Raw genomic sequence first — 23,731 nt, 5'->3', positions numbered from 1 at the left:
GATGCACCGCGCCCCCGTGCGCGACACCTGGCAGGCCGCGAAGGTCAGCCAGGGATTCGTCGCCGACTACAAGCCGTTCGTGTTCGTGGACGGCGAGGGGGTGCGGTGCAGCCTCTACGTGAGCGGATGCCTCTTCGCGTGCGAAGGCTGCTTCAACGAGGACGCGTGGAGCTTCCGCTGCGGCGAGCGCTTCACCGAGGACCTGGAGGACCGCATCCTGGGCGACCTCCGCCACGAGGCCGTCCAGGGGCTCTCGCTGCTGGGCGGCGAGCCCTTCCTCAACACCGGCACCTGCCTCGCCGTGGTACGGCGCATGCGTGCCGAGCTCCCGGGCAAGGACGTGTGGTGCTGGACCGGGTACACCTTCGAGCAGCTCATGGCCGAGCCCGGCGACAAGCGCGAGCTCCTCGAGCTGGTGGACGTGCTGGTGGACGGGCCCTTCGACAACGCGCAGCGCGACCTGTCGCTCGCCTTCCGCGGCAGCCTCAACCAGCGCGTGCTCGACGTGACCGCCTCGCTCGCGGCGGGGCATGCCGTGGAGTGGGCGGGGCTGAAGGGGCGCTGAACCGGGTCAGCGCGGCGCGAGCAGGGGTGCCATGGCGCCGGCGACCACCTGCGCGCGCACCGGGTTGCCGGTGATGTCCAAGCCGGGGGAGTAGGCGGCAAGCGCGCCCCGGCCCGGAGCGCCCATCACCAGGCCCCCTGCGATGCCGCTCTTGGCGGGAAGCCCGATCCGCTCCATCCAGGAGTCGGTCGCCTCGTAGAGGCCCGCGAGCGCCATCGCACGCACAGCGACCTCGGCTGCGTGCGCGCTCACCACCCGCGCACCGGTGACGGGGTCGACGCCGCCGGCGGCCAGCACCGCGCCCATGCGCGCGAGGTCGCCGATGGTGAGACCCATGCACGACTGCAAGGTGTACCGGTGCAGCGCATCCTCGATCGGCGCGGCGAGCAGGCCTCTCGAGTCGAGCAGGCCCGCCAGGAGCCTGTTGCGGTGGTTGGTGGCCTGGATCGCCTCGACCATGACGGCGTCCGCGGCCAGCGGACGGCCCGCGAAGCGGGACAACCCGTCTCGGATCGCGTCCTCGCTCAGCAGGCTCGAGACGGTGATCGCGCCAGGGTTGACCATGGGGTTGGTGCGACCGTCGGCGGCGCCGGTGATCGCTGCGGGATCGTTGAACGGCAGCCCCGTCGCCTCGAGACCCGTGCGTGCGAGCACGTGGTCCGCGCCGTGCGCGTCGACCGCGAGCGCCAGCGTGAACGGCTTGGCGACGCTCATGAGGATGAAGCGCGCGTCCGCATGACCGACCTCCACCGCCGCGCCGGCAAGCGGACGCACCGCCGCGGCGAGGAGCGCGGGCTCGATCGCCGCGAGCGCGGGATACACCTGCGTGACGTCGCCGGTCGGCCCGTGCCGCGCATCGTCCAGAGCGGTGGCGAGCGCCGCCGCGAGCATCACGATGCGTCCGCGTCCTCCGAGCGGGACGCCTCGAGCTCGCGCAGCTCCCGGCGCAGCACCTTGCCCACGTTGTTCTTGGGAAGCACGTCGATGAACTCGATGACGCGCGGGCGCTTGTACCCCGTGAGCCGCTCCTTGAGGAACGCCCGCAGCGCGTCCTCGGTCAGCGTGTCGTCGCGTCGGACCACGAACAGCTTGGGGACCTCCCCGGAGTGCTCGTTCGGGATCGGGATCGCGCCCGCCTCGACCACCAGCGGGTGCAGCATCGCGGCGTCCTCGATCTCGCCGGGGTAGACGTTGAAGCCTCCGCAGACGATGATCTCCTTCTTGCGGTCGACGATGCGGAAGAAGCCGTCCTCGTCCTCCACCGCGATGTCGCCCGTGAGGAGCCAGCCGTCCTCGGTGAGGACGCGCGCCGTCTCCGCGTCGTTGTTCCAGTAGCCGCGCATCACCTGCGGGCCCCGGACCGCGAGCTCGCCCCGCTCGCCCAGCGGCAGCGGCCTGGCCTCGTCGTCGACGATGCGCACGTCCGTCGAGGGCAGCGGCACGCCGATGGTGCCGATGCGCGGCGGCATGTGGGTCGGGTTGACCGACACCACGGGGGACGCCTCGGTGAGGCCGTAGCCCTCCGTGATGTCGTGGCCGGTCACGCGCTTCCAGCGGTCGGAGACCGCCGAGCGCACGGCCATGCCACCGCCGACCGTGAGCTTGAGCCGGCCGAAGTCGACGTCCGCGAAGCCCTCCGTGTCGAGCAGGCCGCCCGCGAGGGTGCTCACCAGGATCAGGCCGTCGGGCTTGGTGGCGTCCAGCGTCTTGACGAAGCCCTTGAGGTCGCGCGGGTTGGTGATGAGGACGTTGTGCGAGCCGAACTTGAAGAATCCGATGCAGTTCACCGTGAGGGAGAACACGTGGTAGAGCGGCAGGGCCGCGATGATCACGGACTGCCGCTCCTCACCGAGCGTGTTCCGGATCTGCGCCATGAACTGCTCCTGGTTGGCCAGGAGGTTGCCGTGGGTGAGCACCGCGGCCTTCGCGCCGCCCGTGGTGCCGCCGGTGTACTGCAGGAAGGCGACGTCGTCCTGCGTGAGCTCGGGCGCGGCGAGCGTGCGGCCGCGCCCCCGTGCGAGCGCGGCACGGAAGCCGATCGCCTCGGGCAGGTGGTACTCGGGCACCATCTTCTTGATCTTGGCGGCCACGAAGTTGGTGAGGGCCCGCTTGGGCTGGGGGAGCAGGTCGCCCGCCTGCGTGATGATCACGTGCTCGATGCTCGTCGCGCCGAGGATGCCGGCCACCTTGTCCGCGAAGTTGGCCATGACCACGATCGCGCGCGGCTTGGCATCGCGGAACACGCCCTCCATCTCCCGCGACGTGTACAGCGGGTTCGCGTTGACCACGATGAGCCCCGCGCGGAGCGCGCCGTAGAGCGCGACCGGGTACTGGAGCAGGTTCGGCATCTGGATCACGATGCGGTCGCCCTTGGCGAGGCCCAGGTCCTGCTGGAGGAACGCCGCGAAGCGGGTCGCGAGCTGGTCGACCTGACGGAAGGTGAGCGTGCCTCCCAGGTTGGAGAACGCCACGTTGTCGCCGTGCTCGTGCGCGGCGCGCGCCACCATCTCGCCCAGGGACCGGTCCTCGACGGGCTCGATGGCTCGCGGGACGCCCGGGCCGTAGTACTGGTACCAGGGTCGGTCCTCGCCGCCGACGGGGTCGTGGGCGGGGCGGGCGTGGGGGGACATGGCGTCACATCCTCATCGATGGGCGGATCTGTTTCGGGGACGATTGTTCCCTGTCCGGGCGGTACCGCGCGACTACGACGCGCTGCGGACGCTCATGAGGAGGTGCGGCTTCACGCCATCGCGCGTGGTGACCGCCGCGTCGAGGCCGGCGTCGACGGCGGTGGCGCGGAAGCCGATGGTCGCCGGCAGCAGCACGGGCTTCACAAAGGAGACGTGGGTGCTGTAGGCGTCCCCGAAGCGTCCCTCGAGCGCGGCGAGGGCGCGTGCGTGCGTCCACATCCCGTGGATGATCGGCCGCGCGAAGCCGAAGGCCTTCGCCGCGGCACGGTTGGTGTGGATCGGGTTCGGGTCGTGCGAGACCGCGCGGTAGCGGCGCCCCAGATCGGGCGCGAGGCGCCACACGGCCTGCGGCGCGTGCGGCTCGAACGGCTCCCGGGGGACCGGGACAGGCTCGCCGGGCGCCCGCAGGCCCGCGACGAGGTAGGTGCTCACGCCCTCCCACACGGTCTCGCCGTCGACGCGGGCCGTGCCCACCAGATCGAGCATCGCGCCACGCGCGTGCGGACGGAGCGCCTCCGCATGGACCTCGAGCGCGAGACGCTCGTCGGAGGCGACCGGACGGTGCAGGGTCATCGCGTTGGACGCATGCACCGCGCCGACCAGGCGCACGGAGGACCGGCGGTCGCCCAGCAGGCTCACGTGGAGCGGGAAGGTGAGCACGTGGATCCACGTCGCGGGCACCGCGTCGCGCAGCGTGTAGCCGCACACCCGCGTGTACGCCGCGAGCCGGTCGAGGTCCTGCCGGACGCCGTCGACGCGGACCGCGTGGGACGGGACCCGCGCCTCGCCCTTGCGGGCAGGCACGAGCGCGCGTGCGAAGGCGGTCCCCATCGCGGGGAGCGTGTCGAGCGTCTCGACAGCGCGCGCATCCGCGGCGGGCATCACGCGCCGACCAGGTTCTGACCGCAGACGCGCACCACCTGGCCGGTCACGCCTCTCGATGCGGGATCGATGAGGTACCCGATGGTCTCGGCGACGTCGACGGGGCTGCCGCCCTGGCTGAGGCTGTTGCTGCGGCGGAACACCTCGCGCTGCACGAACGGGATCTTGGCCGTCATGTCGGTCTCGATGAAGCCCGGCGCGACGGCGTTGACCGTGATCCCGCGCGCGCCGAGGTCGGGGGCCATCGCGATCACCAGGCCCGCCACGCCGGCCTTCGAGGCCGCATAGTTGGTCTGCCCCTTGTTGCCCGCGAGCCCCGACGTCGAGGCGACGCCGATGATGCGGCCGTCGTCAGCCATGCCGCCGGGCATGTCGGGGGCGAGCAGCACCTCGTTGATGCGCATCTGAGCCGCGAGGTTGACGTCCACGACCGCGCCCCAACGGGCGGCATCGGTGTTGACGAGCATCTTGTCGCGCGTGATGCCGGCGTTGTGGATCATCGCGTGGATCCTCTCGCCCCGCGCGGCGACGTGCGCCGCGATGCGCGCGCCCGCATCGTCCGCCGTGATGTCGAGCTGGAGCGCGGTCCCACCGATCTCGTTCGCGACCGCGGCGAGCCCCTCGCCCGCCTGGGGGATGTCGACGGCGACCACGACGGCGCCGTCGCGCGCGAGCGTGCGCGCGATCGCGGCGCCGATGCCTCGGGCCGCACCCGTCACCACGCAGATCCTGCCCTCGAGGGGACGCTCGGCGAGCGACGCCTCGGGAGTCGAGGCGGGTCGCACGTGCCACGCCTGCCCGTCGACGAATGCGCTGCGTCCCTGGAGCACGAAGCCGAGCGTCGACACCAGGTCCGCGGGGGTCGCGCCCTGGTGCACGTAGATCAGCGTCGAGGTCGCACCGCCCCGCAGCTCCTTCGCGACCGTCCGGTTGATGCCGTCGAGGGCTCGTGCGACAGCATCGGCCTCCCAGCCGCCCCCGGCGCCACCGGGCCGCGCGACCACGATGATGCGTCCCGAGCGCTCGACGCCGCGCACGGCGGGCCGCAGGACCGCACGGAGGCCCTCGAGCTCGGCGACCGTGGACACGTCGGTCGCGTCCACGATGAGCGCCCCGATCCGGTCGCCGTAGCCCGGGGCCTCCTCGCCCGCATCGACCACGGGCGCCTCGAACGCGCGGCCCACGAGCGCGAGGGTCCGCTCCACGAGCGTGGAGGGCCCGAGCGGGGCGAGCACGAGCGGGCCGCGCGGGAAGTCCCGGCCTCGGCGCAGGCGCGGAGGCTCGGCGAGCCCGGCCTTCGCGGCGACCTTGCGCCCGACGGGGGAGTAGAAGGCCTTCTCGAGCGCGCTCATCACACCGCTTCCAGGATCGCGACCACGCCCTGGCCGCCGGCCGCGCACACGGAGATCAGCCCTCGCGACCCGGGGCCGCGCTCGTGGAGCAGCTTCGCGAGCGTCGGGACGATGCGGGCGCCAGTCGCGGCGAACGGGTGGCCGACGGCGAGAGACGAGCCGGTGACGTTCAGCCGCGCACGGTCGAGCGTGCCGATCGCCCCGTCCAGCCCGAGGGAGCGGCAGTAGTCCTCGTCCTGCCACGCGGCGAGCGTCGCGAGGACGGTCGAGGCGAACGCCTCGTGGATCTCGAACAGGTCGATGTCGGCGACCGTGAGGCCCTGCCGCGCGAGCAGACGGCCGGTGGCGCCCACCGGCGCGAGCAGCAGGTCCTCGCCAGCCGGGTGGTCGACGGCGGCGACCTCGGCGTCGACGATGCGCGCCCACGGGGTGAGGTGGTGCTCGGCCGCCCACTCCTCGGTGGCGAGCAGCGTGGCCGCGGCGCCGTCGGACAGCGCGGTGGAGTTTCCCGCGGTCATGGTGCCCTCCGGGCCCCCGAAGGCGGGCTTGAGGGCGGCGAGGCGCTCGACGCTCGTGTCGGGGCGGAGCAGCGCGTCCTTCGCGACGCGCAGGTACGGCGTCACCAGGTCGTCGAAGAAGCCCCGGTCCCACGCCTCGGCGAGCCGGTGATGGCTCGCCGCCGCGAGCTCGTCCTGGGCCTCGCGCGTGATCCCCCAGCGGGTGGTGGTGAGCGCCTGATGCTCACCCATCGACAGCCCGGTGCGGGGCTCGGCGACGCGCGGTGCGAGCGGCGCAAGGTGGCCCGGACGGATCTTGGCGAAGGCTGCGATGCGCTGCTTCGCGCTGCGCGCACGGCTGGCCTCCAGGAGGATCCGACGCAGCGGGTCGCTGACCGCGATGGGAGCGTCCGAGGCGGAGTCGGCGCCGGCGGCGATGCCGCTGTCCAGCTGCCCCAGGGCGATCTTGTTCGCGATGTACATGGTGGTCTCGAGGCCCGTCGCGCAGGCCTGCTGAAGGTCGCACGCGGGGGTCGACGGTGACAGCGCCGAGCTGAGCACGGCCTCGCGAGTCAGGTTGAAGTCGTTGGGGTGCTTGAGGACCGCGCCGCCCGCGACCTCGCCCACGCGGGAGCCCGACAACCCCGTGCGTGCGACGAGCCCGTCCAGGGCGGCGGTCAGCATGTCATGGTTGGACGCCTGTGCGTAGGGTCCTCCCGCCTTCGCGAAGGGGATGCGGTTCCCTCCGACGACCACGACCTTGTGGTGCATGTCTCCTCCGGGGATTCGGTGGTTATCCGATACTGAAGGTAGCAGATACCTCGAGTACTGGATATAGTCGGGGCATGTCCTCCGATGGCCGGGATACCAGGTGGGAGCAGCATCGCGCCGATCGACGCCGCGAGCTGGTCTCCCACGCGCTGCGCGCCATCCGCGTCCACGGGCCCGGTGTCGCGCTCGAGGACATCGCGACGCGCGCGGGCACCTCCAAGACCGTCATCTACCGGCACTTCGGCGATCGGGCCGGCCTGTACGCCGCGGTGGTCGAGTCCGTCCACGCGTACATCCACGCGGGGTTGACGACGGCGCTCGAGCTCACCGACACGGAGGACCTGGGGCGCATGGCCGGGGACCTCGCGGACGCCTACCTGAGCCTGGTGGAGCGGGACCCGCACATCTACCGGTTCGTGCTCGCCGTGCCGGTGGCGACCCCCGCGGGCGCGCCCGACCCCGCGGGCAACCTCCCCGCGATCATGGGCACGCATGTCTCGGCGGCGATCGGCGCCCATCTCGAGCGCACGGGAGCGGACGCGTCCTCCGCATCGATCTGGGGCCACGGCCTCGTGGGCTTCATCAGGGCCGCGGCGGACCAGTGGATGGACGCCTCGCCGCGCCCCCCGCGTGCGGACGTGGTGGCCCACATCACCGCGATCTTCGCGCCCGGCTTCACCGGAGCGCTGAGTCCCAGCCCCGCGCTCGGCCTCGAACCTGCCTGAACCGAAGGAGTTGACAATGACGTTGACCGACCAGACGCCCAGCCCGCTCGCGCATGAGCGCCTCACCACCGTCGGGGCCGCGCTCCGCATCGCGCTCGACGGGCCCTACGCGGCGGAGCGCTCCGTGGCCCGCGCCACGTTCCCGGCAGCAGGCGCGCTGCGGCCGGCCGAGCTGGGCATCGAGGCGTCGCGGGACTGGACGCTCGCCCGGCTGCTCGAGCTCCAGGAGGCCGGCTTCGGCTCGGCAGGCGTGCCCGACCGGGCGGGTGCGCACGCCTCGCCGCTCGAGGCCGCGCTCACCTTCGAGACGCTCGCCATGTGCGACCTGTCCGTCACGATCAAGTCGGGCGTGCAGTTCGGGCTGTTCGGCGGCGCCATCACCAACCTGGGCACGGCCTGGCATCACGACACGTTCCTGCCCGGCGTCACGTCGATGGAGCTGCTCGGGTGCTTCGCCATGACGGAGCTCGGCCACGGCTCCGACGTCGCGAGCCTCGAGACGACCGTCACGTACCTGCCCTCCTCCGACGAGTACGAGGTCCACACCCCCTCGGAGGCGGCCACCAAGGCCTACATCGGCAACGCCGCACGCGACGGGCGGATGGCCGCGGTCTTCGGACAGCTGGTGGTCGACGGCGAGCGCCACGGGGTGCACACCATCCTGGTCCCCATCCGGGACGAGGCAGGGGAGGATCTCCCCGGCGTCACGACCGGCGACCACGGGCACAAGGGCGGGCTGCTCGGCATCGACAACGGCACCATCCGATTCGATCGGGTGCGGGTGCCCCGCCGGATGCTCCTCGACCGCTACGGCGGCGTGGGGGAGGACGGGGTGTACTCCTCGCCCATCCCCGATCCGAACAGGCGCTTCTTCACGATGCTCGGCACGCTCGTGCGCGGACGGGTGTGCGTGGGGGGCGGAGGTGCGATGGCCGCGCGGCGAGCCCTCTCGATCGCGACCCGCCACGCGCTCCGTCGCCGGCAGTTCCCGGCGCCCGGACGCCCCGACGGCGTCCTTCTCCTCGACTACGTGGTCCATCAGCGGCGCCTGCTCCCCTTGATCGCGCGGTCGTACGCGTTCGGCGCCGCCCAGAACCGCCTCATCGAGGCGCTCGTGCACGTCCAGGGCGACCAGCCCAGCTCCGAGCGGGACCAGCGCGAGCTCGAGACCTTCGCGGCCGGCATGAAGGCGATGCAGACCTGGTTCGCGAACCGCGCGGTGCAGGAGGCGCGGGAGGCATGCGGCGGCGCGGGCTACATCAGTGAGAACGAGCTCACGGCGCTGCGCGGGGACGTCGACATCTTCGCGACCTTCGAGGGCGACAACACCGTTCTCATGCAGCTGGTGACCAAGGCTCTCCTCACCGACTACAAGCAGGCGTGGAGCGCGCTCGACCGCTCGGGCGTGGTCCAGGCGACCACGCGCGCCGTGGGCGGCATGGTGATGGAGAGGACCTCCGCGGGGCTGCTGTTCGACCGGCTCGCGGCCACCGCGCGCCGGCGTCCCGAGGAGACCACGCTCGTGGATGCCGGCTGGCATGCGCTGATGTTCGAGGAGCGGGAGCGCCACGCGCTCGAGTCGCTCGCTCGCCGCATGCGCGCCGCGGGCAGGAGCGGCGGCGACACCTTCGAGGGGTTCAACCGGCTGGGACCCCACGTGCAGTTCGTCGCGCGCGCGCACCTCGAGCGGGTGACGCTCGCGGCGCTGGTGGAGCTGGTCGCCGCGTGCGACGACCGCGAGGCGCGGGAGGTGCTCGAGAAGGTGCGTGCGCTCTACGCCCTGAGCTCCATCGCGGAGGATCGCGCGTGGTTCCTCGAGCACAGCCGCATCACCACGGCGCGGTCCAAGGTGATCTCCGACCAGATCGAGGCCCTGTGCCGCGAGCTGCGGCCGCACGCGCTCGCGCTGGTCGAGGGGCTCGGCATCCCCGAGTCGTGGCTCGGGGCCCGGATGCTGCACGACTGACGCCCGGCGCGGCGGAATGCCGGCGCGGGAGGAGTGGTTGACTGGTGTCGATCAGGGCCATGCGCCCTGGCGCGCTCGACGATGAGCGGTCCCCGACGGCTCATCACAGAAGGCGCCTCCATGCAGCTCACCCCCGCGCGCACCCGGCTCGCGCTCCTCGCCCTCGCCTGCGGCGGGTTCGGCATCGGCACCACGGAGTTCGTCGCGATGGGCCTGCTCCCGGACATCGCGCGCGACCTGCTTCCCGAGCTCTACGGCCAGGATCCCGAGGCTGCGGTCGCCCGGGCGGGGCTCGTGATCTCCGCCTACGCCGCCGGCGTGGTGATCGGAGCCCCCACCATCGCCGCCGCTGCCGCACGCTTCCCGCGCAAGCGGCTGCTGACCGCGCTCGCGGCTGCCTTCACCCTCGGCACGCTCGCCTCGGCGCTCGCGCCGACGTTCGAGACGGTGGTCGCGGCCCGGGTGCTCGCCGGGCTGCCGCATGGCGCGTACTTCGGGGTCGCCGCGCTCGCGGCGGCGGACCTGCTCGGCCCGGGCAGGCGCGGCCGTGCCGCCGCGTTCGTGCTGTCCGGTCTCACCATCGCCAACGTCGTCGGTGTGCCCGCCATCACATGGCTTGGTCAGCACACCGGATGGCGCGTCGCATACCTGGGCGTCGCGGTGCTCTTCGCGCTCACCACCGTCGCGATCGTGCTCTGGGTGCCACGCACTGCAGGCGACCCCCACGCGACCGTGCGGCGGGAGCTGCGTGCCTTCCGTCGCCCCGCGGTGTGGCTCGCGCTCGCCACGGGTTCGCTCGGCTTCGGCGGCCTCTTCGCGGTCTACTCGTACGTGTCGCCGCTCGCGACCGAGGTGACGGGGAAGCCCGAGTCGTTCGTGCCCGTCGCGCTCGTGGTGCTCGGCCTCGGCATGACCGCCGGCAACGTGGTGGGTGGACGCATGGCGGATCAGGGCGCGGTGCGCGCGGTCTTCACGCTGTTCGGCGTCTTCGCCGCCTCGCTCCTCATGCTCGCGTTGTCGGCGAGCACGGTGCCGGGCCTCCTCGTGGGCCTGTTCATGGTGGGCGCCTCCGCGGCGGCGATCTCGCCTGCCATCCAGACCCGCCTCATGGACGTCGCGGGCGACAGCCAGACCATCGCCGCGGCCCTCAACCACTCCGCGCTCAACATCGGCAACAGCCTCGGCGCCTTCCTGGGAGGCGCGGTCATCGCTGCGGGGCTCGGCTATGTCGCGCCCACGTGGGTAGGTCTCGCGCTGTGCGTGCCCGGGGTGCTCGCGGCCGTCGCGGGGTGGGCCGTCACACGGCCAGGTGCGGACGATGCGGTACCCTCCTTGGCGGCCGATGACGACCGTGTCGCGCTGCGGCCCGGGCGCTGACGCGGCCCCGCACCGTCCCAGGAGGAGCACCGTGACCGTCGTCGAGCCGCCCGCCGAGATCAAGCCCCACGCGGTGTGGGAGGACGTGCTCGCGATCCCCACGGGTGCGTTCCTCATGTCCTGGGGCATGTACCTGCTCAGCGCCATCGACGGCGTCACGGGCGGGCTCGCGGGTGTCTCGTTCCTCACGACGTACGTGACGGGCTGGTCCCTCGGGCTCGTCTACTTCCTCATCAATGTGCCGTTCTACTGGCTCGCGGTGCGCCGGATGGGGTGGGCGTTCACCGTCAAGACCCTCATCGCGGTCGGCCTGATCTCCGTCGGTGTGGGCCTGCACCCCCACTACATCGACGTGAGCGGCATCCAGCCGATGTACGCCGCGATCTTCGCGGGCCTCACCATCGGCACCGGCATGATCGTGCTGTTCCGTCACGGCGCGAGCGCGGGAGGCTTCGGCATCCTCGCCCAGTTCCTCCAGAAGACGCGCGGCTGGCGTGCGGGCTACGTCCAGCTCGCGCTCGATCTGTGCGTGATCGCGGCCTCGGTCGCCCTGGTCGACTGGCGCATCCTGCTCGTGTCGATCGTCGGCGGCGTCCTGCTCAACCTGGTGGTCGCGATCAACCACCGACCCGGACGCTACTTCGGCTGACCCGCCTCACGCGGCGAGCGCCACCCGGATGTCGGCGGCCAGCGCGGCCGGCTCGGTGGCGGGGGAGTAGCGCGCGAGCACCCGCCCGTCGCGGCCCACCAGGAACTTGGTGAAGTTCCACTTGATCGAGCTTCCCGTGACCGATCGGGTCTGCGACCTGAGCCACCGGTAGAGCGGATGCGCGCCCCGGCCGTTGACGTCGATGCGCGCGAACATCGGGAACGTCACGCCGTAGTTCCGGCTGCAGAAGTCGCCGATCTCCTCGGACGTGCCTGGCTCCTGGCGGGCGAACTGGTTGCACGGGAAGCCCGCGACCACGAGTCCCTCCGGACCGAGCTCGCGATGCAGCGCCTCGAGCCCTTCGAGCTGGGGGGTGAGCCCGCACCGCGAGGCGGTGTTGACCACGAGCACCACCTTGCCCTCGTACTCGGCGAGGTCCTGGGTCCGCCCGTCGAGGGCGGTGGCGCTGAAGTCGTGCAACGTGGGCATGGAGCCATTGTGACCCGGCGCGGCGGAGGGCACGAGCCCGCCCGGCACCGGCAGGATGGTCTCCAGGAGGAACGGGGAGGACGCGTGGGTCGAGAAGGCTGGCGGATGGCCGTCGCGTCGCTGCGCAGGCGCGTGTGGTTCCGCCTCGCGCTGTTCACCGCGGGCGCCGTGCTCCTCGCGCTCCTCGCACGCACCGCCGGCTCCGCGCTGGGTGGGCTCGTGGAGCTCGACCTGGGGCAGGGATCCGTGCAGACGCTCCTCCAGATCCTCGCCACGTCGATGCTCGCGGTCACCACCTTCTCGCTCACCGTGATGGTGTCCGTCTACGCATCGGCGGCGGCGGTCGCGACGCCCCGCGCCACGCAGCTGCTCATCGAGGATCAGACCTCCCAGCAGGCGCTGTCCACGTTCCTCGGAGCCTTCGTCTTCGCGATCGTCGGGATCGCGGCCCTGTCCACGGACTACTACGGTGACGACGGCCGCATCGTGCTCTATGCAGGCACCTTGGTGGTCATCGCGAGCGTGGTCCTCACGCTCCTGCATTGGATCCAGCACCTTGTCACCTTCGGGCGGATGGCCGACGTGGTCGATCGCATCGAGGATGTCGCGTGCGAGACGGTCTCGGCGTCGGCCTGCAGGCCCCGGCTCGGTGGTGCCCCGGTCGTGGAGATCCCCGCCGACGCCCGGCCGGTCCTCGCGGACCGGGCAGGCGTGATCACCCGGGTCGACATCGCGGCGCTCGACCGCGCGGCGGAGCGCGCGCACGGCGAGGTGCACGTGCTGGTGCGCGCCGGAGCGCCGGTCGCGCGCGGCGAGGCCCTCGCCAGGGTGGGCGGCGTGCACGACGATGCCGCGATCGACGCGATCCGCGACGCCTTCACCATCGCGCGGCACCGCACCTACGACCAGGATCCGCGGCTCGGCCTGGTCGCGCTCGGGGAGATCGGCAGCCGGGCCCTCTCCCCGTCGACGAACGATCCCGGGACAGCGGTCGAGGTGCTCAACTCGATCCAGCGGGTCCTCACCGCACACCTGGTCGCACGGCCGGACCCCACGGTCGACCACCCTCGCGTGCATGTCCCCGAGGTGGCCTTCGCCGACCTCGTCGAGGACGGCATCCGACCCGTGGCCCGCGACGGCGCGCACCTGGTCGAGGTCGCGATCCGGGTCCAGCGGGTGCTCGCGGGGCTTGCGACGGTCGCCGACGGTGACGAGCGGGCCACGCTGCTGCACGCGTCGGAGAGCGCCGAGGACCGTGCTGTCGACGCCCTCGCGCATCCGCGGGATGTCGCGCTGGTGCGGGACGCCGCCGCGAACGCGCGCCGCGGACAGGCGTCATGAGCGCACCCCGTCTCCCGGCGGACCGCGATCCGGGCGACAACTGGGCCTATGCGGCGGACGGCACGCGCTACTGGGGTGCCTTCGGCGCCGCCGGCCTCCTGGTGCATGCCACCGGCCGGGGCGTGCTGCTCCAGCATCGGGCCGAGTGGAGCCACCACGGCGGGACCTGGGGGATCCCTGGCGGCGCCCGCCACGCAGGCGAGCAGGCCATCGCTGCGGCGTTGCGGGAGGCCGGTGAGGAGGCGGGCGTGCCCGCGTCCGCGATCCGGGCCGCCGGCGTGCACGTGCTCGACCTCGAGGTGTGGACCTACGCCACCGTGGTCGCGCACGTGATCGAGCCGTTCGACCCCGTCGCGGATGACAGCGAGAGCCTCGAGCTGGCGTGGATCCCGGTGGACGAGGTCGAGAGCCGCGCCCTCCACCCGGGCTTCGCGGGCTCGTGGCCCACGCTCCGGGCGGCCCTCGCGCATCGTCCCGCGCTCGTGGTGGACGCCGCCAACGTGGTCGGGTCCGTGCCCGACGGGTGGTGGCGCGACCGCCACGGCGCCGCCGCGCGCCTTGTCGCGCGCCTCGCGACGCTTGCGGAGGCCGGGGTCCCGGAGCCCGCCCGCGGTCTCCACCTCTGGTTCCCCCGCATCGTCGCGGTCGTCGAGGGCGCCGCGCGCGGGGTCCAGGGCGCGGCGGGCGTCGAGGTGCGTGACGCGCCCGGATCCGGGGACGATGCCGTGGTCGCGGAGGCGGCCGCGCTGACGTCCGCGGGTCACGCCGTCACGGTGGTGACCTCGGACCGGAGGCTCGCGGAGCGGGTCGCCGGGCGAGCCGAGGTCCGGGGTGCGGGCTGGCTGCTCGCGCACCTGGATGCGGTCGCACCGCGTCAGTGACGCAGGCGGTAGAACCGGAAGAACGCGAAGTCCTCGATCGGCAGGACCTCCACCTCGCTGAACCCGGCCTGTGCCGCATACTCCCGCAGCACGGGGGCGCGCATGACCGTACCCGTCGCGGCGGTGGGGGTGCTGGCCATGCTGTCGGGGAGGCAGATGAGGACGCTGTAGCCGTACATCAGCCTCTCGACGGTGTCGCCCGGCGCAGGCGGATGATCCGCCACGCCCTCGTCCATGATGATCACCGCGCCGTCGTCCTGCACGGCGTCGCGGATCGCCGCGAGCACCTCGACCGGCTGCGGCATGTCGTGCAGCGCCTCGAAGACGAAGGCCGCGTCGAAGCCTCCCGCGAGGGCGCCCCCGTCGGAGTGGAGCAGCGTGACCCGGTCCTGGAGCCCGGCGGCACGCACGTGCTCCCGTGCACGATCGATCGACGGTCCGTCGACGTCGACGGCGGTCACCTTGGCGGTGGGGTAGGCGCGCGCCAGGGCGATGGCCGACCACCCCGCCCCGCACGCGATGTCGGCGATGCGGGCCCCCGGCCGGGAGAGCACCGCGTGGAGATCGGGCACGCTCGCCAGCGCCGGTGCCAGCATCGTCTCGAACCATGGCCGGTTCACATCGCCCTGAGCCCAGCGCGCATCGTCGCCGAGCTGCGCCCAGCTCACGCCGCCGCCCGTCCGGTACGCCTCGAGCAGCGCGGGCATCTGCGTGGCCGCCGCCGCGAGGATGCGTGCGATGGGTGCGACGTACGCGAGGGAGCCGCCGTCGGTCAGCGCCTCGGCGGCGCCCGGGGGGAGCGAGTAGACCGCCTCGCAATCGATCTCGGCCTCGACGACGAAGCCGGCGGCGGCCTGATGCGCGAGCCACTCTCGCGCGTAGCGCGGGTGGGTGCCGGTCCGGTCCGCGAGCGCCTCCGGCGTCATCGGGCCGTCGCTCGCGAGCTTCCGGTACCACCCGAGCCTGTCGCCCAGGTGGATCGCAAGGGTATCCATCGCGCCCAGCGCGGCCGTGAGCACGTGCTCCGCCCACTCGTCCGCCGAGGCATGCGCGTGCGGGGACATCCGGCTCCTCCCGTCCCCACCATGGGAACCCCGGAGGGCCCGTCCGTCAAGGTCGCAGCTGCGCCTCGAGGAACGCGCGCACGTCCTCCATCTCCTCCTCGGTGATCGAGTGCCCGAGCCCGGGATAGACGCGCGTCACGGCCGATGCATGCGTGGCGAGGAAGCCACGCGTGCGGGCGAGGGCATCGGCCCAGATCACGGGGTCGGCGTCGCCGCGGCCCCAGAACACGGGAGGACGGGAGGCGGCGAGGGCGGCGTCCGCGTCCTGCGGATCGACCGGCACGAAGCCGGCCAGCACCACGGGCGCGACCACGCGGTCGGGCCGCGTGCGCAGGAGCTGGAGCGCCATGAGACCGCCCTGCGAGAAGCCGACGGGGACGATGCGCGCGTGGGACCCGAGATGCGCGTCGACCCAGTCCCACACCGCCTGGGTGGCCGCCGTGATCGAGGGCTGGTCCATCCCGCCGTCCGGGGACAGCGGGAACCAGGCTGCGGCGCCGTAGCCCATCTCGAGCGGTGCCCGGAGCGAGGCCCACGGCAGGCCGGCAGGCAGCCACCGAGCGATGCCCGGGAGATCGTGCTCGTGGGAGCCGAACCCGTGCAGCAGCAGGGCGACCGTCGGGCTGTCGGCGGTCGGTGCGACGGGGGAGAGGACGGAGCGCAGCGTGGTCACCCGCCCAGTATCCCGGCCCGCAGGCGTGCCGCGTTGCACGGCCGGTCACGGCCTCATAGTGTCCAGAGGAACAGCAGTGGCGGGCATTCACGCGACGTGGCGTGACCACACCACAGGAGGCCGCGTGGATCGCGATGTGACGGTGCTCGGCAGCGCCAACGCGGACATCCGCGTGGTGGTGGACCGACCGCCCGAGCGGGGTACCGCGACCGTGGCGCACGACCTCGAGGTGGGTCCCGGCGGCATCGGCCTCAACCAGGCCGTCGCCGCGGCGCGCATGGGCGCGCGCACCACCTTTATCGGAGCGGTGGGGCTCGACGACCACGGCGCCATGCTGGTGCGGTGCCTGGTCGAGGCCGGGGTCGAGCCATGCGTGGACGAGGTCGAGGGCGCGACCGGTGCCGCGATGATCGCGCTCGATGCCGAGGGACAGATCACCGTGATCGAGATCCCTGGGGCGAACGCGACGCTCGACGTCCTGTCGGATCGTGCCCGGCATGTGCTTGCGCACACGGGTGTGCTGCTCGTGCAGCTCGAGGTCCCCGTCGCCGGGTCCCGGGCCGCCGCCAGGATCGTGAAGGGACAGGGCGGGTCCGTGGTGCTCAACGCGGTGCCGACAGCCGACGAGGCGGAGGCGCTGCTGCCGCTGGTCGATGTGGTGGTGGCGGACGAGCCCCAGGCGGCGGCGATCACCGACCTGCCCGGTGCCTCCCCGGAGACGCTCGCCGCCGCCCTCGCGCAGCGCGTGCCCGCCGCTGTGGTGCTGGGGGCCGATCGCGTCACCGTCCTCGCGGACGGCGCGGGCGTGCGGTCGCTGCCCGCGATCGTCGCGCATGCGCTCGACAGCTCCGCGGTGACGGACACCTTCTGCGGCGCCTTCGCACAAGGGCTGTCCGCAGGGGAGGGGATCGACTCCGCGGCGGCCAGGGCCGCCGCGGCGGCCGCCCTCGCGTTGCAGCGCCCGGGTTCCGCCCAGTCGATCCCGAGCGGCGCGGATGTCGAGGCCTTCCTCGCCCTGCGCGATGCATGAGCCGCGCCACCAGCGGACGTTAGGGTGAGGCCCATGCCTACACCCCACATCCGCGCCGAGCGCGGCCAGATCGCCGAGCGCGTCATCATGCCGGGCGATCCCAAGCGCGCCGAGCGGATCGCGACGGAGTACCTCGAGGGCGCCGAGCTCGTGACCGATGTGCGGGGGATCCTCGGCTTCACGGGCACCTGGGACGGCCGGCGGGTCACCGCGATGGCCTCGGGGATGGGGGCGCCCTCGATCACCATCTACGCCACCGAGCTCGCTCGCGAGTACGGGGTCACGCAGATCGTCCGCGTCGGCACGGCCGGCGGGATGAGCACGGAGGTGGGCGTGCGGGACGTGATCATCGCGACCGGCGCCCACACCGACTCGGCCACGACGGCGAGCCGGATCCCCGGCGTGAGCTTCAGCCATGTGCCGGACTTCGGTCTGGCGAGCGCCGCGGTCGCGGAGGCCTCCCGCCTCGGGGGCGACGCGAGGGTGCACGCCGGGACCCTCTTCACGTCCGACCACTTCTACCTCGAGCGCCCCGAGCTCTCCGCCGCGCTGACGGCGCACGGCACGCTGGCGGTCGAGATGGAGGCAGCCGCCCTCTACGCGGTGGGAGCGGCCGAGCGCATCCGCACCCTCGCGATCGTGACCGTGTCGGACCATCTCCTGACCGGCGAGAGCATGTCGTCGGAGGAGCGGGAGACGCAGTTCGACGCGGCGGTGAGGATCGCGCTCGCGCTCTGACCGTGGGCGCGAACCGAGCTCAGCGGGTCCCGTAGGCCCGGGCGGCGGCGGCGAACGCCTCCCACACCGCGGTGAGGCCGTCGAGCTCGGGGTGCCACTGGAGCCCCAGGCAGAAGGCCCGGCTGGGGTCCTCGACGGCCTCCACCAGGCCGTGGACGCTGCGCGCGGACACCACCAGTCCCTCGCCGACCGCGTCGATCGCCTGGTGGTGGTACATGGGCACCTCGCGCTCGAGCGGATGCAGGGACGCGAGCAGGGTGTCGGGCAGGACGCTCACGCCGAGCTCGCGGAAGATCGCGTCGCCCATCTGGTACTCGTCGTGGCCGACCACGTCGGGGACATGCTGGTGGAGCGTGCCGCCACGTGCGACGTTCATGACCTGCGCGCCGCGGCACACGCCCAGCACGGGCATGCCCGCCTCGCAGGCGGCTCCCACGAGCGCGAGCTCCCATGCGTCGCGCGCGGCCCGTGGCGCGTCGGTCTCGCCGTGCGCCGCGGCACCGTAGCTCGCCGGGTCTACGTCGTAGCCACCCGTGAGGTAGAGGGCATCCACGCGCGCCAGCGCATCGGCGGCCAGCGCAGGGTCCTGCTCGGGAAGCACCGCGATCACTGCACCGGCGGCGCGCAACGGCGCGATGTAGGCGTCAGGGAGCCAGACCGCATGCTGGTCGTGCCAGATGCCCGTGCTCGACTCCTCGACGTACGACGTCACCCCGATCACCGGCGCGCTCATGATCCCCCCGTGCTCCCCGGGGCTGCCCCGCCCCTGGCGAGAATGTAGCGCCGATCCGGCTGCTTCCTTGACCACCCCTTTGCCGCAAGGTGGGGGGCGAGGCCCATCCGCGTACCCCGCTACTCTGGTCGAGGCCCACCTCAGGAGGCAGGATGACCCCCACCGACGCGTTCCATGCGCCTTCCGTACGCCACGACATCCGCCTGGTGGTGTGCGACATGGACGGGACGCTGCTCGATGCTGCGAAGCGCATCCCGGACGCGCTCTGGCCGCTCGTCGACGTCATGCGCGAGCGCGGCATCGTGTTCGCCCCGGCGTCGGGGCGGCAGCACGCGACGCTCGCGGGCCAGTTCGCGCGCCTGGGGTCCTCGCTCGTGGTGATCGCTGAGAACGGCTCGCTCGTGGTCGACGGCGGTGACATCGTGTCGTGCTCGCCCCTGCCGGCGGGGGCCATGGCTCGCATCGTGGCGGCCGTCCGCGGTCACGCGGTCGCCGGCTTCGACGTCGGCACGGTGGTGTGCGGCCTGCGATCGGCCTACGTCGAACGCGACGACCCCGCGTTCATGAGCAAGGTCGAGCCCTACTACGCCGCCCTCGAGGTGGTGGAGGACCTCACCGCGGTGGAGGACGACATCCTCAAGGTCGCGGTCTACGACTTCGGCGACGCGGCGCACGACACCCAGCCGGCGCTCGCGCACCTCGCCGACGAGCTCCAGGTGGTCGTGTCCGACAGGCATTGGATCGACCTCATGGCGCCGGGCGTCAACAAGGGCGTGGCGGTGCGCGCGCTGCAGGAGTCGCTCGGCGTGACCCCGTCGCAGACGGTGGTGTTCGGCGACTACCTCAACGACCTCGAGATGATGGATGCCTCCGAGCTGTCGTTCGCGATGGCGAACGCGCATCCCAAGGTCGCCGCGCGAGCGCGCTACACGGCGCCGTCGAACGTCGACCACGGCGTGGTGGTGACGCTGCGTCGACTGCTGGAGCATCCGGTCGCCTGATACCCCATGGGGTATTGTTCCCGCATGGAAGCCCTGACGCTGATCGCCGCATGGCCCGCGCGACGCTGGCTCGTCGCCCTCGGGACGGCCGCGGCCACCTACCTGGCGATCGCCCTGCCGACGGACCTCATCGACAATCCCGTGTTCGGACGGGAGATCCCGCCGACGGCCTGGTCGTACTGGGCGCTCGCGGCCACCGCGGTCCTCTCCGGCCTGGTGACGGCCACGTACGTGGCCACCCCCGAGGCGGCACGCGTGGAGCGCGAGGGCCGGATCGGCGCGGCGGGCGCCTTCGTCACGTTCTTCGCCGTCGGGTGCCCCGTCTGCAACAAGCTGGTGCTCGTCGCGCTCGGGTACACCGGCGCGATCGAGTTCTTCGAGCCGATCCAGCCCTACCTGGCGGCCGGTGCGATCGCCCTGCTGGCGTGGGCCCTCGTCGCGCGGGTGCGTCGCGAGCGCGCGTGCTCCCTGCCGGTCACCCGCTGACCGCGCGGGCGCCTACCCGCGCCTCGTCGTGCGTGCGGAACATCCGCACCGCACCGAGCGCGGGGAGCAGCAGGACGGCCGCGAGGAGGAACGACGCGCCGTGCCCGTTCCCCGTGGCGATGAGCCCGGGCACCACGGCGCCGATGACGGCGCCGGGGTAGTTGAAGAGGTTGACGCGGGCGATCACCTCGTCCGAGCGGCCATGGTCGAGGTCGCCCGCGGCCGAGAAGGCGAGAGGGACGAGCGCGCCCACGCCGAGCCCCGCGAGCCCGAACCCGAGCAGCGTGGACCACACCGTGGGGACGAGCCCCGCGAGCACGAGCCCGGCCGCGGCGATCGCGACCGTGGCGACCGCGAGGTGGCCGCGCCCGTACCGGCGCACCACGCGGTCCGCGAGGAGCCGGGTCACCAGGGTGGCTCCGGCGTAGACCGCGTACCCGAGGGGCACCACCGTGGCCGAGGCGTGGAGACCGTCGGCGAGGTGCGACGACGACCACGTGGCGACGGTGGAGTCCGCCGTGAAGGCCGCGAACACCACGAAGCCCACCACCGCGACGCCGTGCCTGGGCAGCGGCGGGCGTCTGACGCCGGGCGCGACCGCGCGCTCGCGCGCGGGGTCGAGCAGCCGCGGAGCCACGAGAGCCACACCGCCGGCGACGAGTCCCGCGAGCCCGAGCGCGAGAGAGGCGCCGACCGGCGTCGCGGCGCTGGCGGACATCGCGAGCGCCCCGACGACCGCGGCGGCGGTGTTGGCCGCGAAGAAGGACGCCATCACCGAGGTGCCCAGGCGCCGCTGGACCAGGGATCCCTGCATCGCGGCCGAGGCGTCGATGCATCCGAGCCCCACGCCGTAGAGCGCCATCGCGACCCAGAAGGCCGCGAACGGCACCTGCAGGGCGACGGTGAGCAGCCCGAGGCCCTGGAGCGTCAGCCCGAGCACCACTCCCGCGCGGGAGCCGAGCCTCACGGCCACGCGGTCCGCGAGGACGGAGCCGAGCGCCGCCCCGATCACCACGGTGAGCGTGACGAGCGAGACCGTGTCCTCCGAGAGGCCGTACCGATCCCTGAACTGGGGCAGCGCCGTCACGATGGTCGCGTAGCTGAGGCCGTGCGCGGCGTAGACCGCGCCGACGCCGAGCCGCTCGGTGCGCAGCGCGACGGGGGTGGGGACAAGGTCGGCCATGACGCTAGCCCGCCGCGACGATCCCGAACGCCTCGTCGGCGATCTCGAGGGTGCGGCGGACGTCCGAGCGCGTGAGCGCGGCGTTGAGGAAGTGGTTGTGGTGGGAGGTGAACCACACGCCCCGCCGGACGCATTCGGCGATCCACCGCTGGTGCAGCATGAGCGAGTCGTCGTCCGCGATCCTGAGGTAGAAGAGCGCGGGCTCGCCGGAGGTCACGAGCGTGAGCCCGTGGCCGGCGGCCGCCTCGACCAGGCCGCTGGTGAGCTCGGTGCCCAGGGACCGGAACATGGCGGGCGCATCGAGCTCCTTGAGCCTCGAGATGGTCGCGATCGAGGCCGCGAACGGCACCGCGCTCATCCAGTAGGAACCCGTGTAGGTGAGCGATGCGACGGTCTCCCGCAGGCTCTCGCGCCCGGTGAGCGCGGCGAGGTTGTACCCGTTGCCGATCGCCTTGCAGAAGCACACGAGGTCGGCCTCGATGCCGTAGTGATGGTCCGAGCCGGCGAGGTCGAGCCGCCACCCGGCGCGCACATCGTCCATGATGAGGACCACCCCGTGCTCGTCGCACAGGCGTCGCACCCCTTCCCAGTAGCCGGGTGCCGGGAGCACGTTGTCGACGAAGTTCCCGTGCATGTACGGCGTCGAGATGAACGCCGCGACCTCGCCGCGGTGCTCGCGGAGCATCGCGTCGAGCGCATCCAGGTCGTTCCACGGCACGTACAGGTTGTGCGCGACGTCCTCCTCGAGGACGCCCGGGTAGTCGAGCTTCTGCGTCCACGGTGCGACGCCGTGGTAGTACCCCTTCACGAACACGACCTTCTTGCGCATCGTGGCCGCGCGCGCGGTCATCACCGCCAGGGTGGTGGTGTCGCCTCCGTTCTTCGCGAAGAACGCCCAGTCGGCGCTCGCGACGGTGTCGACCAGCAGCTCGGCAAGGTCGACCATGACCGATGAGGGGATGGTGACCACGTCCTCGAGCGCGGCCTGGCGACGCGCCGCCTCGTCGACCACGGGGTCGCCGTAGCCCAGCACGTTGGGGCCGTAGCCGCACATGTAGTCGAGGTACTCGTTGCCGTCGAGGTCCCAGAAGCGGGTGCCCTCCGCGTGCGAGCTGAACAGCGGGAAGGCGTCGCGCGGGATGTAGCAGCCCTCGGTGGGGCCCTGATGACCGGGGATGCCGGCGGGGATCACGCGGCGTGCGCGATCGAAGGCCTCGAGGCTCTTCGCGTAGATGAACGGCGTGGTGGCGGTGGTGGTCATGGGTCAGCCTCCGAGGTAGCAGCCGACGCGGTCGAGGATCCGGCTGACGTTGTCGATCATGGGGATGAAGCCGCGCATCGCCATCGAGCCGTCGCCGATGCAGGACAGCGCGCTGGTGCGGCCGGCGAGCACGTCGCCGGCGACGTCGAGGTCGCGGAAGGCCAGGACGGCCCTGGCGGGGGACGATGCGGGGCTCGCGTCGAACGTGAGCACGGAGTCCCGTGCGTCGAGGCGCAGGTCGATCCCGTCGCCCACCTCGACCCCGATCTGCCCGTCGGGGATGTGCGAGGCGGAGAACCGGCCCGCGCGGTCGGCGTTCGCGACCTGCGCGACCGCCGCGATCGCGACGTGGAGCGTGAGGAGCGCGCTGACGCCCCGGAAGGCGGCGTCCTCGAGGTCGGCGTCGGAGGGCTTGAGGTAGCGCCCCAGCAGGTCGGCGAGCGGCGCGAAGACCTGCGTGAGGAAGCGCAGGCCGGCGGGACCTGCGACGGGGATCGGCTGGGCGTCGCCTTCGACCATCGCGTTGAGATGGGCCGGGGAGCGAAGCATCAGCGTCACCACGCGCTCGCCTCCTCGTTCGCCCGCCTCGATCCCGTCCGTGTCGAAGCGCAGCGCGTGGCCGGGCAGGCCCGGGACGCGCAGGCGCAGCACGGTCGGCCTGTCGATGCGTGCGAGCAGCGGCGGGGCCTCGGGCGCGCGCTCGGCGAGCACTGGGAGGGCCCCGAGGACCGCATGCATGTTGACCCGGGCGAGCACCCCGGGATCGGTGTCGGTGAGCATCAGTCCTCCTTGAGGGATCGAGCGGCGAGCGACGCGGCGAGGAAGCGCGCGCTGGCATGTGCGGCCTGGTCGTCGTGGTCGGCGAGCCAGGTGGTGGTGATGCCGTCGAGCATCGCGACGGTGTGACGTGCGAGAACGGGCGGCGGGGTGGTCCATGTGCAGCCCGTGGCCGCGGCAGCCTCCTCGAGGAGTGCGGCGACCAGGCCGTACGAACGCTCGTAGCGGCCGGGCGCGGGTGGGAGGTCGAGCCTGTCGCGCGAGGCGTGGAGCATGAGCTCGAGATACGCGAGCTCGCGTGCCGGTCGCGCCACGAGGAGCGAGACGTAGGCGTCGAGGCCTGCCGCGAGCGTCGCCTCGAGCCCGGCGTCGACCCCCGCGCTGATGGGCGCCTCCGCCGCGAGGCGCTCCTGGTCGGTGACGGCATCGAGGGTCGCCGCGAGCAGGTGGTCCAGCGAGGCGAAGGCGTAGTGCAGCGCGCCGAGAGGCATGCCCGCCTCGGCGACGATCGCCCGCGCCGAGGCGCCCCCGAGCCCCTCACGCTCGACCACCACCAGAGCGGCCGCCACCAGGGCCTCGCGCCGCTCCTCGCGGGTCATC

24 protein-coding genes are annotated in these 23,731 nt (G+C 72.7%); 11 read left to right on the top strand and 13 right to left on the bottom strand.

All coding sequences use genetic code 11. From position 1 onward, the window contains the following. Position 1: 1 nt before the first annotated feature. Positions 2-565, top strand: coding sequence for an anaerobic ribonucleoside-triphosphate reductase activating protein (gene nrdG, locus AOM00_RS07750; RefSeq protein ID WP_062517242.1), 564 nt, complete (start codon positions 2-4; stop codon positions 563-565). A gap of 6 nt (positions 566-571) precedes the next feature. On the opposite strand, the gene AOM00_RS07745 is transcribed toward nrdG, so the two are convergent. The 5 genes from AOM00_RS07745 to AOM00_RS07725 all read right to left on the bottom strand — a co-directional run bounded on the left by AOM00_RS07745 (position 572) and on the right by AOM00_RS07725 (position 6,757). Then, complete coding sequence (locus tag AOM00_RS07745; protein ID WP_062517241.1) at positions 572-1,456, bottom strand: glutaminase; 885 nt, start codon at positions 1,454-1,456, stop codon at positions 572-574. Further along, a complete protein-coding gene (locus AOM00_RS07740) occupies positions 1,456-3,195 on the bottom strand; it encodes an AMP-binding protein (RefSeq protein ID WP_062517240.1) in 1,740 nt (579 codons plus the stop codon). The genes AOM00_RS07745 and AOM00_RS07740 overlap by 1 nt, the downstream gene beginning before the upstream one ends. A gap of 72 nt (positions 3,196-3,267) precedes the next feature. Further along, positions 3,268-4,137 carry a MaoC/PaaZ C-terminal domain-containing protein gene (locus AOM00_RS07735; RefSeq protein ID WP_156159087.1) on the bottom strand — a complete coding sequence of 290 codons (870 nt, stop codon included), beginning with the start codon at positions 4,135-4,137 and terminating at the stop codon, positions 3,268-3,270. Next, positions 4,137-5,489 (bottom strand): 3-oxoacyl-ACP reductase, encoded by a 1,353-nt coding sequence (locus AOM00_RS07730; RefSeq protein ID WP_062517238.1) that lies wholly within the window; start codon positions 5,487-5,489, stop codon positions 4,137-4,139. The genes AOM00_RS07735 and AOM00_RS07730 overlap by 1 nt, the downstream gene beginning before the upstream one ends. Beyond that, entirely contained in the window at positions 5,489-6,757 is a 1,269-nt protein-coding gene (locus AOM00_RS07725) for an acetyl-CoA C-acetyltransferase (protein WP_062517237.1), read from the bottom strand. Before AOM00_RS07725 ends, AOM00_RS07730 begins: the two co-directional genes overlap by 1 nt. Positions 6,758-6,831: 74 nt before the next feature. On the opposite strand from AOM00_RS07725, the gene AOM00_RS07720 reads away from it, so the two are divergent. The 4 genes from AOM00_RS07720 (at position 6,832) to AOM00_RS07705 (ending at position 11,474) form a co-directional block, all read left to right on the top strand. Next, the gene (locus AOM00_RS07720; protein ID WP_062517236.1) at positions 6,832-7,482 is read left to right on the top strand and encodes a TetR/AcrR family transcriptional regulator; all 651 of its coding nucleotides are present in this window, start codon (positions 6,832-6,834) and stop codon (positions 7,480-7,482) included. A 16-nt stretch (positions 7,483-7,498) separates the two neighbouring features. Then, entirely contained in the window at positions 7,499-9,448 is a 1,950-nt protein-coding gene (locus AOM00_RS07715; RefSeq protein WP_062517235.1) for an acyl-CoA dehydrogenase family protein, read from the top strand. A 120-nt stretch (positions 9,449-9,568) separates the two neighbouring features. After that, a complete protein-coding gene (locus AOM00_RS07710) occupies positions 9,569-10,825 on the top strand; it encodes an MFS transporter (protein ID WP_174442336.1) in 1,257 nt (418 codons plus the stop codon). A gap of 31 nt (positions 10,826-10,856) precedes the next feature. Continuing rightward, positions 10,857-11,474 (top strand): YitT family protein, encoded by a 618-nt coding sequence (locus AOM00_RS07705; protein WP_062517234.1) that lies wholly within the window; start codon positions 10,857-10,859, stop codon positions 11,472-11,474. 6 nt (positions 11,475-11,480) lie between these two features. On the opposite strand, the gene AOM00_RS07700 is transcribed toward AOM00_RS07705, so the two are convergent. Continuing rightward, complete coding sequence (locus tag AOM00_RS07700) at positions 11,481-11,963, bottom strand: glutathione peroxidase (protein ID WP_062517278.1); 483 nt, start codon at positions 11,961-11,963, stop codon at positions 11,481-11,483. Between the two features lie 105 nt (positions 11,964-12,068). On the opposite strand from AOM00_RS07700, the gene AOM00_RS07695 reads away from it, so the two are divergent. Together AOM00_RS07695 and AOM00_RS07690 are read left to right on the top strand one after the other, a co-directional pair. Beyond that, the gene (locus tag AOM00_RS07695) at positions 12,069-13,304 is read left to right on the top strand and encodes a DUF2254 domain-containing protein (RefSeq protein ID WP_082096761.1); all 1,236 of its coding nucleotides are present in this window, start codon (positions 12,069-12,071) and stop codon (positions 13,302-13,304) included. Continuing rightward, positions 13,301-14,185: an NUDIX domain-containing protein gene (locus tag AOM00_RS07690; RefSeq protein ID WP_062517233.1), complete on the top strand. Its 885-nt coding sequence runs from the start codon at positions 13,301-13,303 to the stop codon at positions 14,183-14,185. Before AOM00_RS07695 ends, AOM00_RS07690 begins: the two co-directional genes overlap by 4 nt. On the opposite strand, the gene AOM00_RS07685 is transcribed toward AOM00_RS07690, so the two are convergent. Together AOM00_RS07685 and AOM00_RS07680 are read right to left on the bottom strand one after the other, a co-directional pair. Next, the gene (locus AOM00_RS07685) at positions 14,179-15,249 is read right to left on the bottom strand and encodes a class I SAM-dependent methyltransferase (RefSeq protein WP_062517232.1); all 1,071 of its coding nucleotides are present in this window, start codon (positions 15,247-15,249) and stop codon (positions 14,179-14,181) included. The genes AOM00_RS07690 and AOM00_RS07685 overlap by 7 nt on opposite strands. A gap of 46 nt (positions 15,250-15,295) precedes the next feature. Beyond that, entirely contained in the window at positions 15,296-15,922 is a 627-nt protein-coding gene (locus AOM00_RS07680; protein ID WP_062517231.1) for an alpha/beta hydrolase, read from the bottom strand. Positions 15,923-16,046: 124 nt separating this feature from the next. Here AOM00_RS07680 and AOM00_RS07675 point away from each other — a divergent pair, with 124 nt between their 5' ends. Beyond that, a complete protein-coding gene (locus AOM00_RS07675; protein WP_062517230.1) occupies positions 16,047-16,952 on the top strand; it encodes a PfkB family carbohydrate kinase in 906 nt (301 codons plus the stop codon). 33 nt (positions 16,953-16,985) lie between these two features. Next, on the top strand, positions 16,986-17,690 hold the full coding sequence (deoD, locus tag AOM00_RS07670) for a purine-nucleoside phosphorylase (protein WP_062517229.1): 705 nt from the start codon (positions 16,986-16,988) through the stop codon (positions 17,688-17,690). Between the two features lie 19 nt (positions 17,691-17,709). On the opposite strand, the gene AOM00_RS07665 is transcribed toward deoD, so the two are convergent. Beyond that, complete coding sequence (locus AOM00_RS07665; RefSeq protein ID WP_062517228.1) at positions 17,710-18,423, bottom strand: gamma-glutamyl-gamma-aminobutyrate hydrolase family protein; 714 nt, start codon at positions 18,421-18,423, stop codon at positions 17,710-17,712. 152 nt (positions 18,424-18,575) lie between these two features. Here AOM00_RS07665 and AOM00_RS07660 point away from each other — a divergent pair, with 152 nt between their 5' ends. Beyond that, positions 18,576-19,424, top strand: a complete 849-nt coding sequence (locus AOM00_RS07660; RefSeq protein WP_062517227.1) for a Cof-type HAD-IIB family hydrolase — start codon at positions 18,576-18,578, stop codon at positions 19,422-19,424. A gap of 24 nt (positions 19,425-19,448) precedes the next feature. Beyond that, positions 19,449-19,910: a hypothetical protein gene (locus AOM00_RS07655; RefSeq protein WP_228373440.1), complete on the top strand. Its 462-nt coding sequence runs from the start codon at positions 19,449-19,451 to the stop codon at positions 19,908-19,910. On the opposite strand, the gene AOM00_RS07650 is transcribed toward AOM00_RS07655, so the two are convergent. The 4 genes from AOM00_RS07650 to AOM00_RS07635 are packed head-to-tail and all read right to left on the bottom strand — an operon-like array spanning position 19,900 to position 23,730. Next, positions 19,900-21,093, bottom strand: a complete 1,194-nt coding sequence (locus AOM00_RS07650) for an MFS transporter (RefSeq protein ID WP_062517225.1) — start codon at positions 21,091-21,093, stop codon at positions 19,900-19,902. The two genes, AOM00_RS07655 and AOM00_RS07650, sit on opposite strands and share 11 nt — an antisense overlap. Positions 21,094-21,097: 4 nt before the next feature. Beyond that, positions 21,098-22,354 carry an aminotransferase class III-fold pyridoxal phosphate-dependent enzyme gene (locus tag AOM00_RS07645; protein WP_062517224.1) on the bottom strand — a complete coding sequence of 419 codons (1,257 nt, stop codon included), beginning with the start codon at positions 22,352-22,354 and terminating at the stop codon, positions 21,098-21,100. Positions 22,355-22,357: 3 nt separating this feature from the next. Next, a complete protein-coding gene (locus AOM00_RS07640) occupies positions 22,358-23,134 on the bottom strand; it encodes a hypothetical protein (RefSeq protein WP_062517223.1) in 777 nt (258 codons plus the stop codon). Beyond that, positions 23,134-23,730 (bottom strand): TetR/AcrR family transcriptional regulator, encoded by a 597-nt coding sequence (locus tag AOM00_RS07635; protein ID WP_062517222.1) that lies wholly within the window; start codon positions 23,728-23,730, stop codon positions 23,134-23,136. Before AOM00_RS07635 ends, AOM00_RS07640 begins: the two co-directional genes overlap by 1 nt. Position 23,731: the final 1 nt, after the last annotated feature.

The organism is Demequina gelatinilytica, assembly GCF_000971115.1.
Lineage (GTDB): Bacteria > Actinomycetota > Actinomycetes > Actinomycetales > Demequinaceae > Demequina > Demequina gelatinilytica.
This window is presented reverse-complemented; position numbering and strand designations above follow the sequence as displayed.

Bases quoted from the DNA above. Each gene is read 5' to 3' on its own strand.
- nrdG (WP_062517242.1), top strand. From the start codon at position 2: ATGCACCGCGCCCCCGTGCGCGACACCTGGCAGGCCGCGAAGGTCAGC.
- AOM00_RS07745 (WP_062517241.1), bottom strand. From the start codon at position 1,456: ATGCTCGCGGCGGCGCTCGCCACCGCTCTGGACGATGCGCGGCACGGG.
- AOM00_RS07740 (WP_062517240.1), bottom strand. From the start codon at position 3,195: ATGTCCCCCCACGCCCGCCCCGCCCACGACCCCGTCGGCGGCGAGGAC.
- AOM00_RS07735 (WP_156159087.1), bottom strand. From the start codon at position 4,137: ATGCCCGCCGCGGATGCGCGCGCTGTCGAGACGCTCGACACGCTCCCC.
- AOM00_RS07730 (WP_062517238.1), bottom strand. From the start codon at position 5,489: ATGAGCGCGCTCGAGAAGGCCTTCTACTCCCCCGTCGGGCGCAAGGTC.
- AOM00_RS07725 (WP_062517237.1), bottom strand. From the start codon at position 6,757: ATGCACCACAAGGTCGTGGTCGTCGGAGGGAACCGCATCCCCTTCGCG.
- AOM00_RS07720 (WP_062517236.1), top strand. From the start codon at position 6,832: ATGTCCTCCGATGGCCGGGATACCAGGTGGGAGCAGCATCGCGCCGAT.
- AOM00_RS07715 (WP_062517235.1), top strand. From the start codon at position 7,499: ATGACGTTGACCGACCAGACGCCCAGCCCGCTCGCGCATGAGCGCCTC.
- AOM00_RS07710 (WP_174442336.1), top strand. From the start codon at position 9,569: ATGCAGCTCACCCCCGCGCGCACCCGGCTCGCGCTCCTCGCCCTCGCC.
- AOM00_RS07700 (WP_062517278.1), bottom strand. From the start codon at position 11,963: ATGCCCACGTTGCACGACTTCAGCGCCACCGCCCTCGACGGGCGGACC.
- AOM00_RS07695 (WP_082096761.1), top strand. From the start codon at position 12,069: ATGGCCGTCGCGTCGCTGCGCAGGCGCGTGTGGTTCCGCCTCGCGCTG.
- AOM00_RS07690 (WP_062517233.1), top strand. From the start codon at position 13,301: ATGAGCGCACCCCGTCTCCCGGCGGACCGCGATCCGGGCGACAACTGG.
- AOM00_RS07685 (WP_062517232.1), bottom strand. From the start codon at position 15,249: ATGTCCCCGCACGCGCATGCCTCGGCGGACGAGTGGGCGGAGCACGTG.
- deoD (WP_062517229.1), top strand. From the start codon at position 16,986: ATGCCTACACCCCACATCCGCGCCGAGCGCGGCCAGATCGCCGAGCGC.
- AOM00_RS07665 (WP_062517228.1), bottom strand. From the start codon at position 18,423: ATGAGCGCGCCGGTGATCGGGGTGACGTCGTACGTCGAGGAGTCGAGC.
- AOM00_RS07660 (WP_062517227.1), top strand. From the start codon at position 18,576: ATGACCCCCACCGACGCGTTCCATGCGCCTTCCGTACGCCACGACATC.
- AOM00_RS07655 (WP_228373440.1), top strand. From the start codon at position 19,449: ATGGAAGCCCTGACGCTGATCGCCGCATGGCCCGCGCGACGCTGGCTC.
- AOM00_RS07650 (WP_062517225.1), bottom strand. From the start codon at position 21,093: ATGGCCGACCTTGTCCCCACCCCCGTCGCGCTGCGCACCGAGCGGCTC.
- AOM00_RS07645 (WP_062517224.1), bottom strand. From the start codon at position 22,354: ATGACCACCACCGCCACCACGCCGTTCATCTACGCGAAGAGCCTCGAG.
- AOM00_RS07640 (WP_062517223.1), bottom strand. From the start codon at position 23,134: ATGCTCACCGACACCGATCCCGGGGTGCTCGCCCGGGTCAACATGCAT.
- AOM00_RS07635 (WP_062517222.1), bottom strand. From the start codon at position 23,730: ATGACCCGCGAGGAGCGGCGCGAGGCCCTGGTGGCGGCCGCTCTGGTG.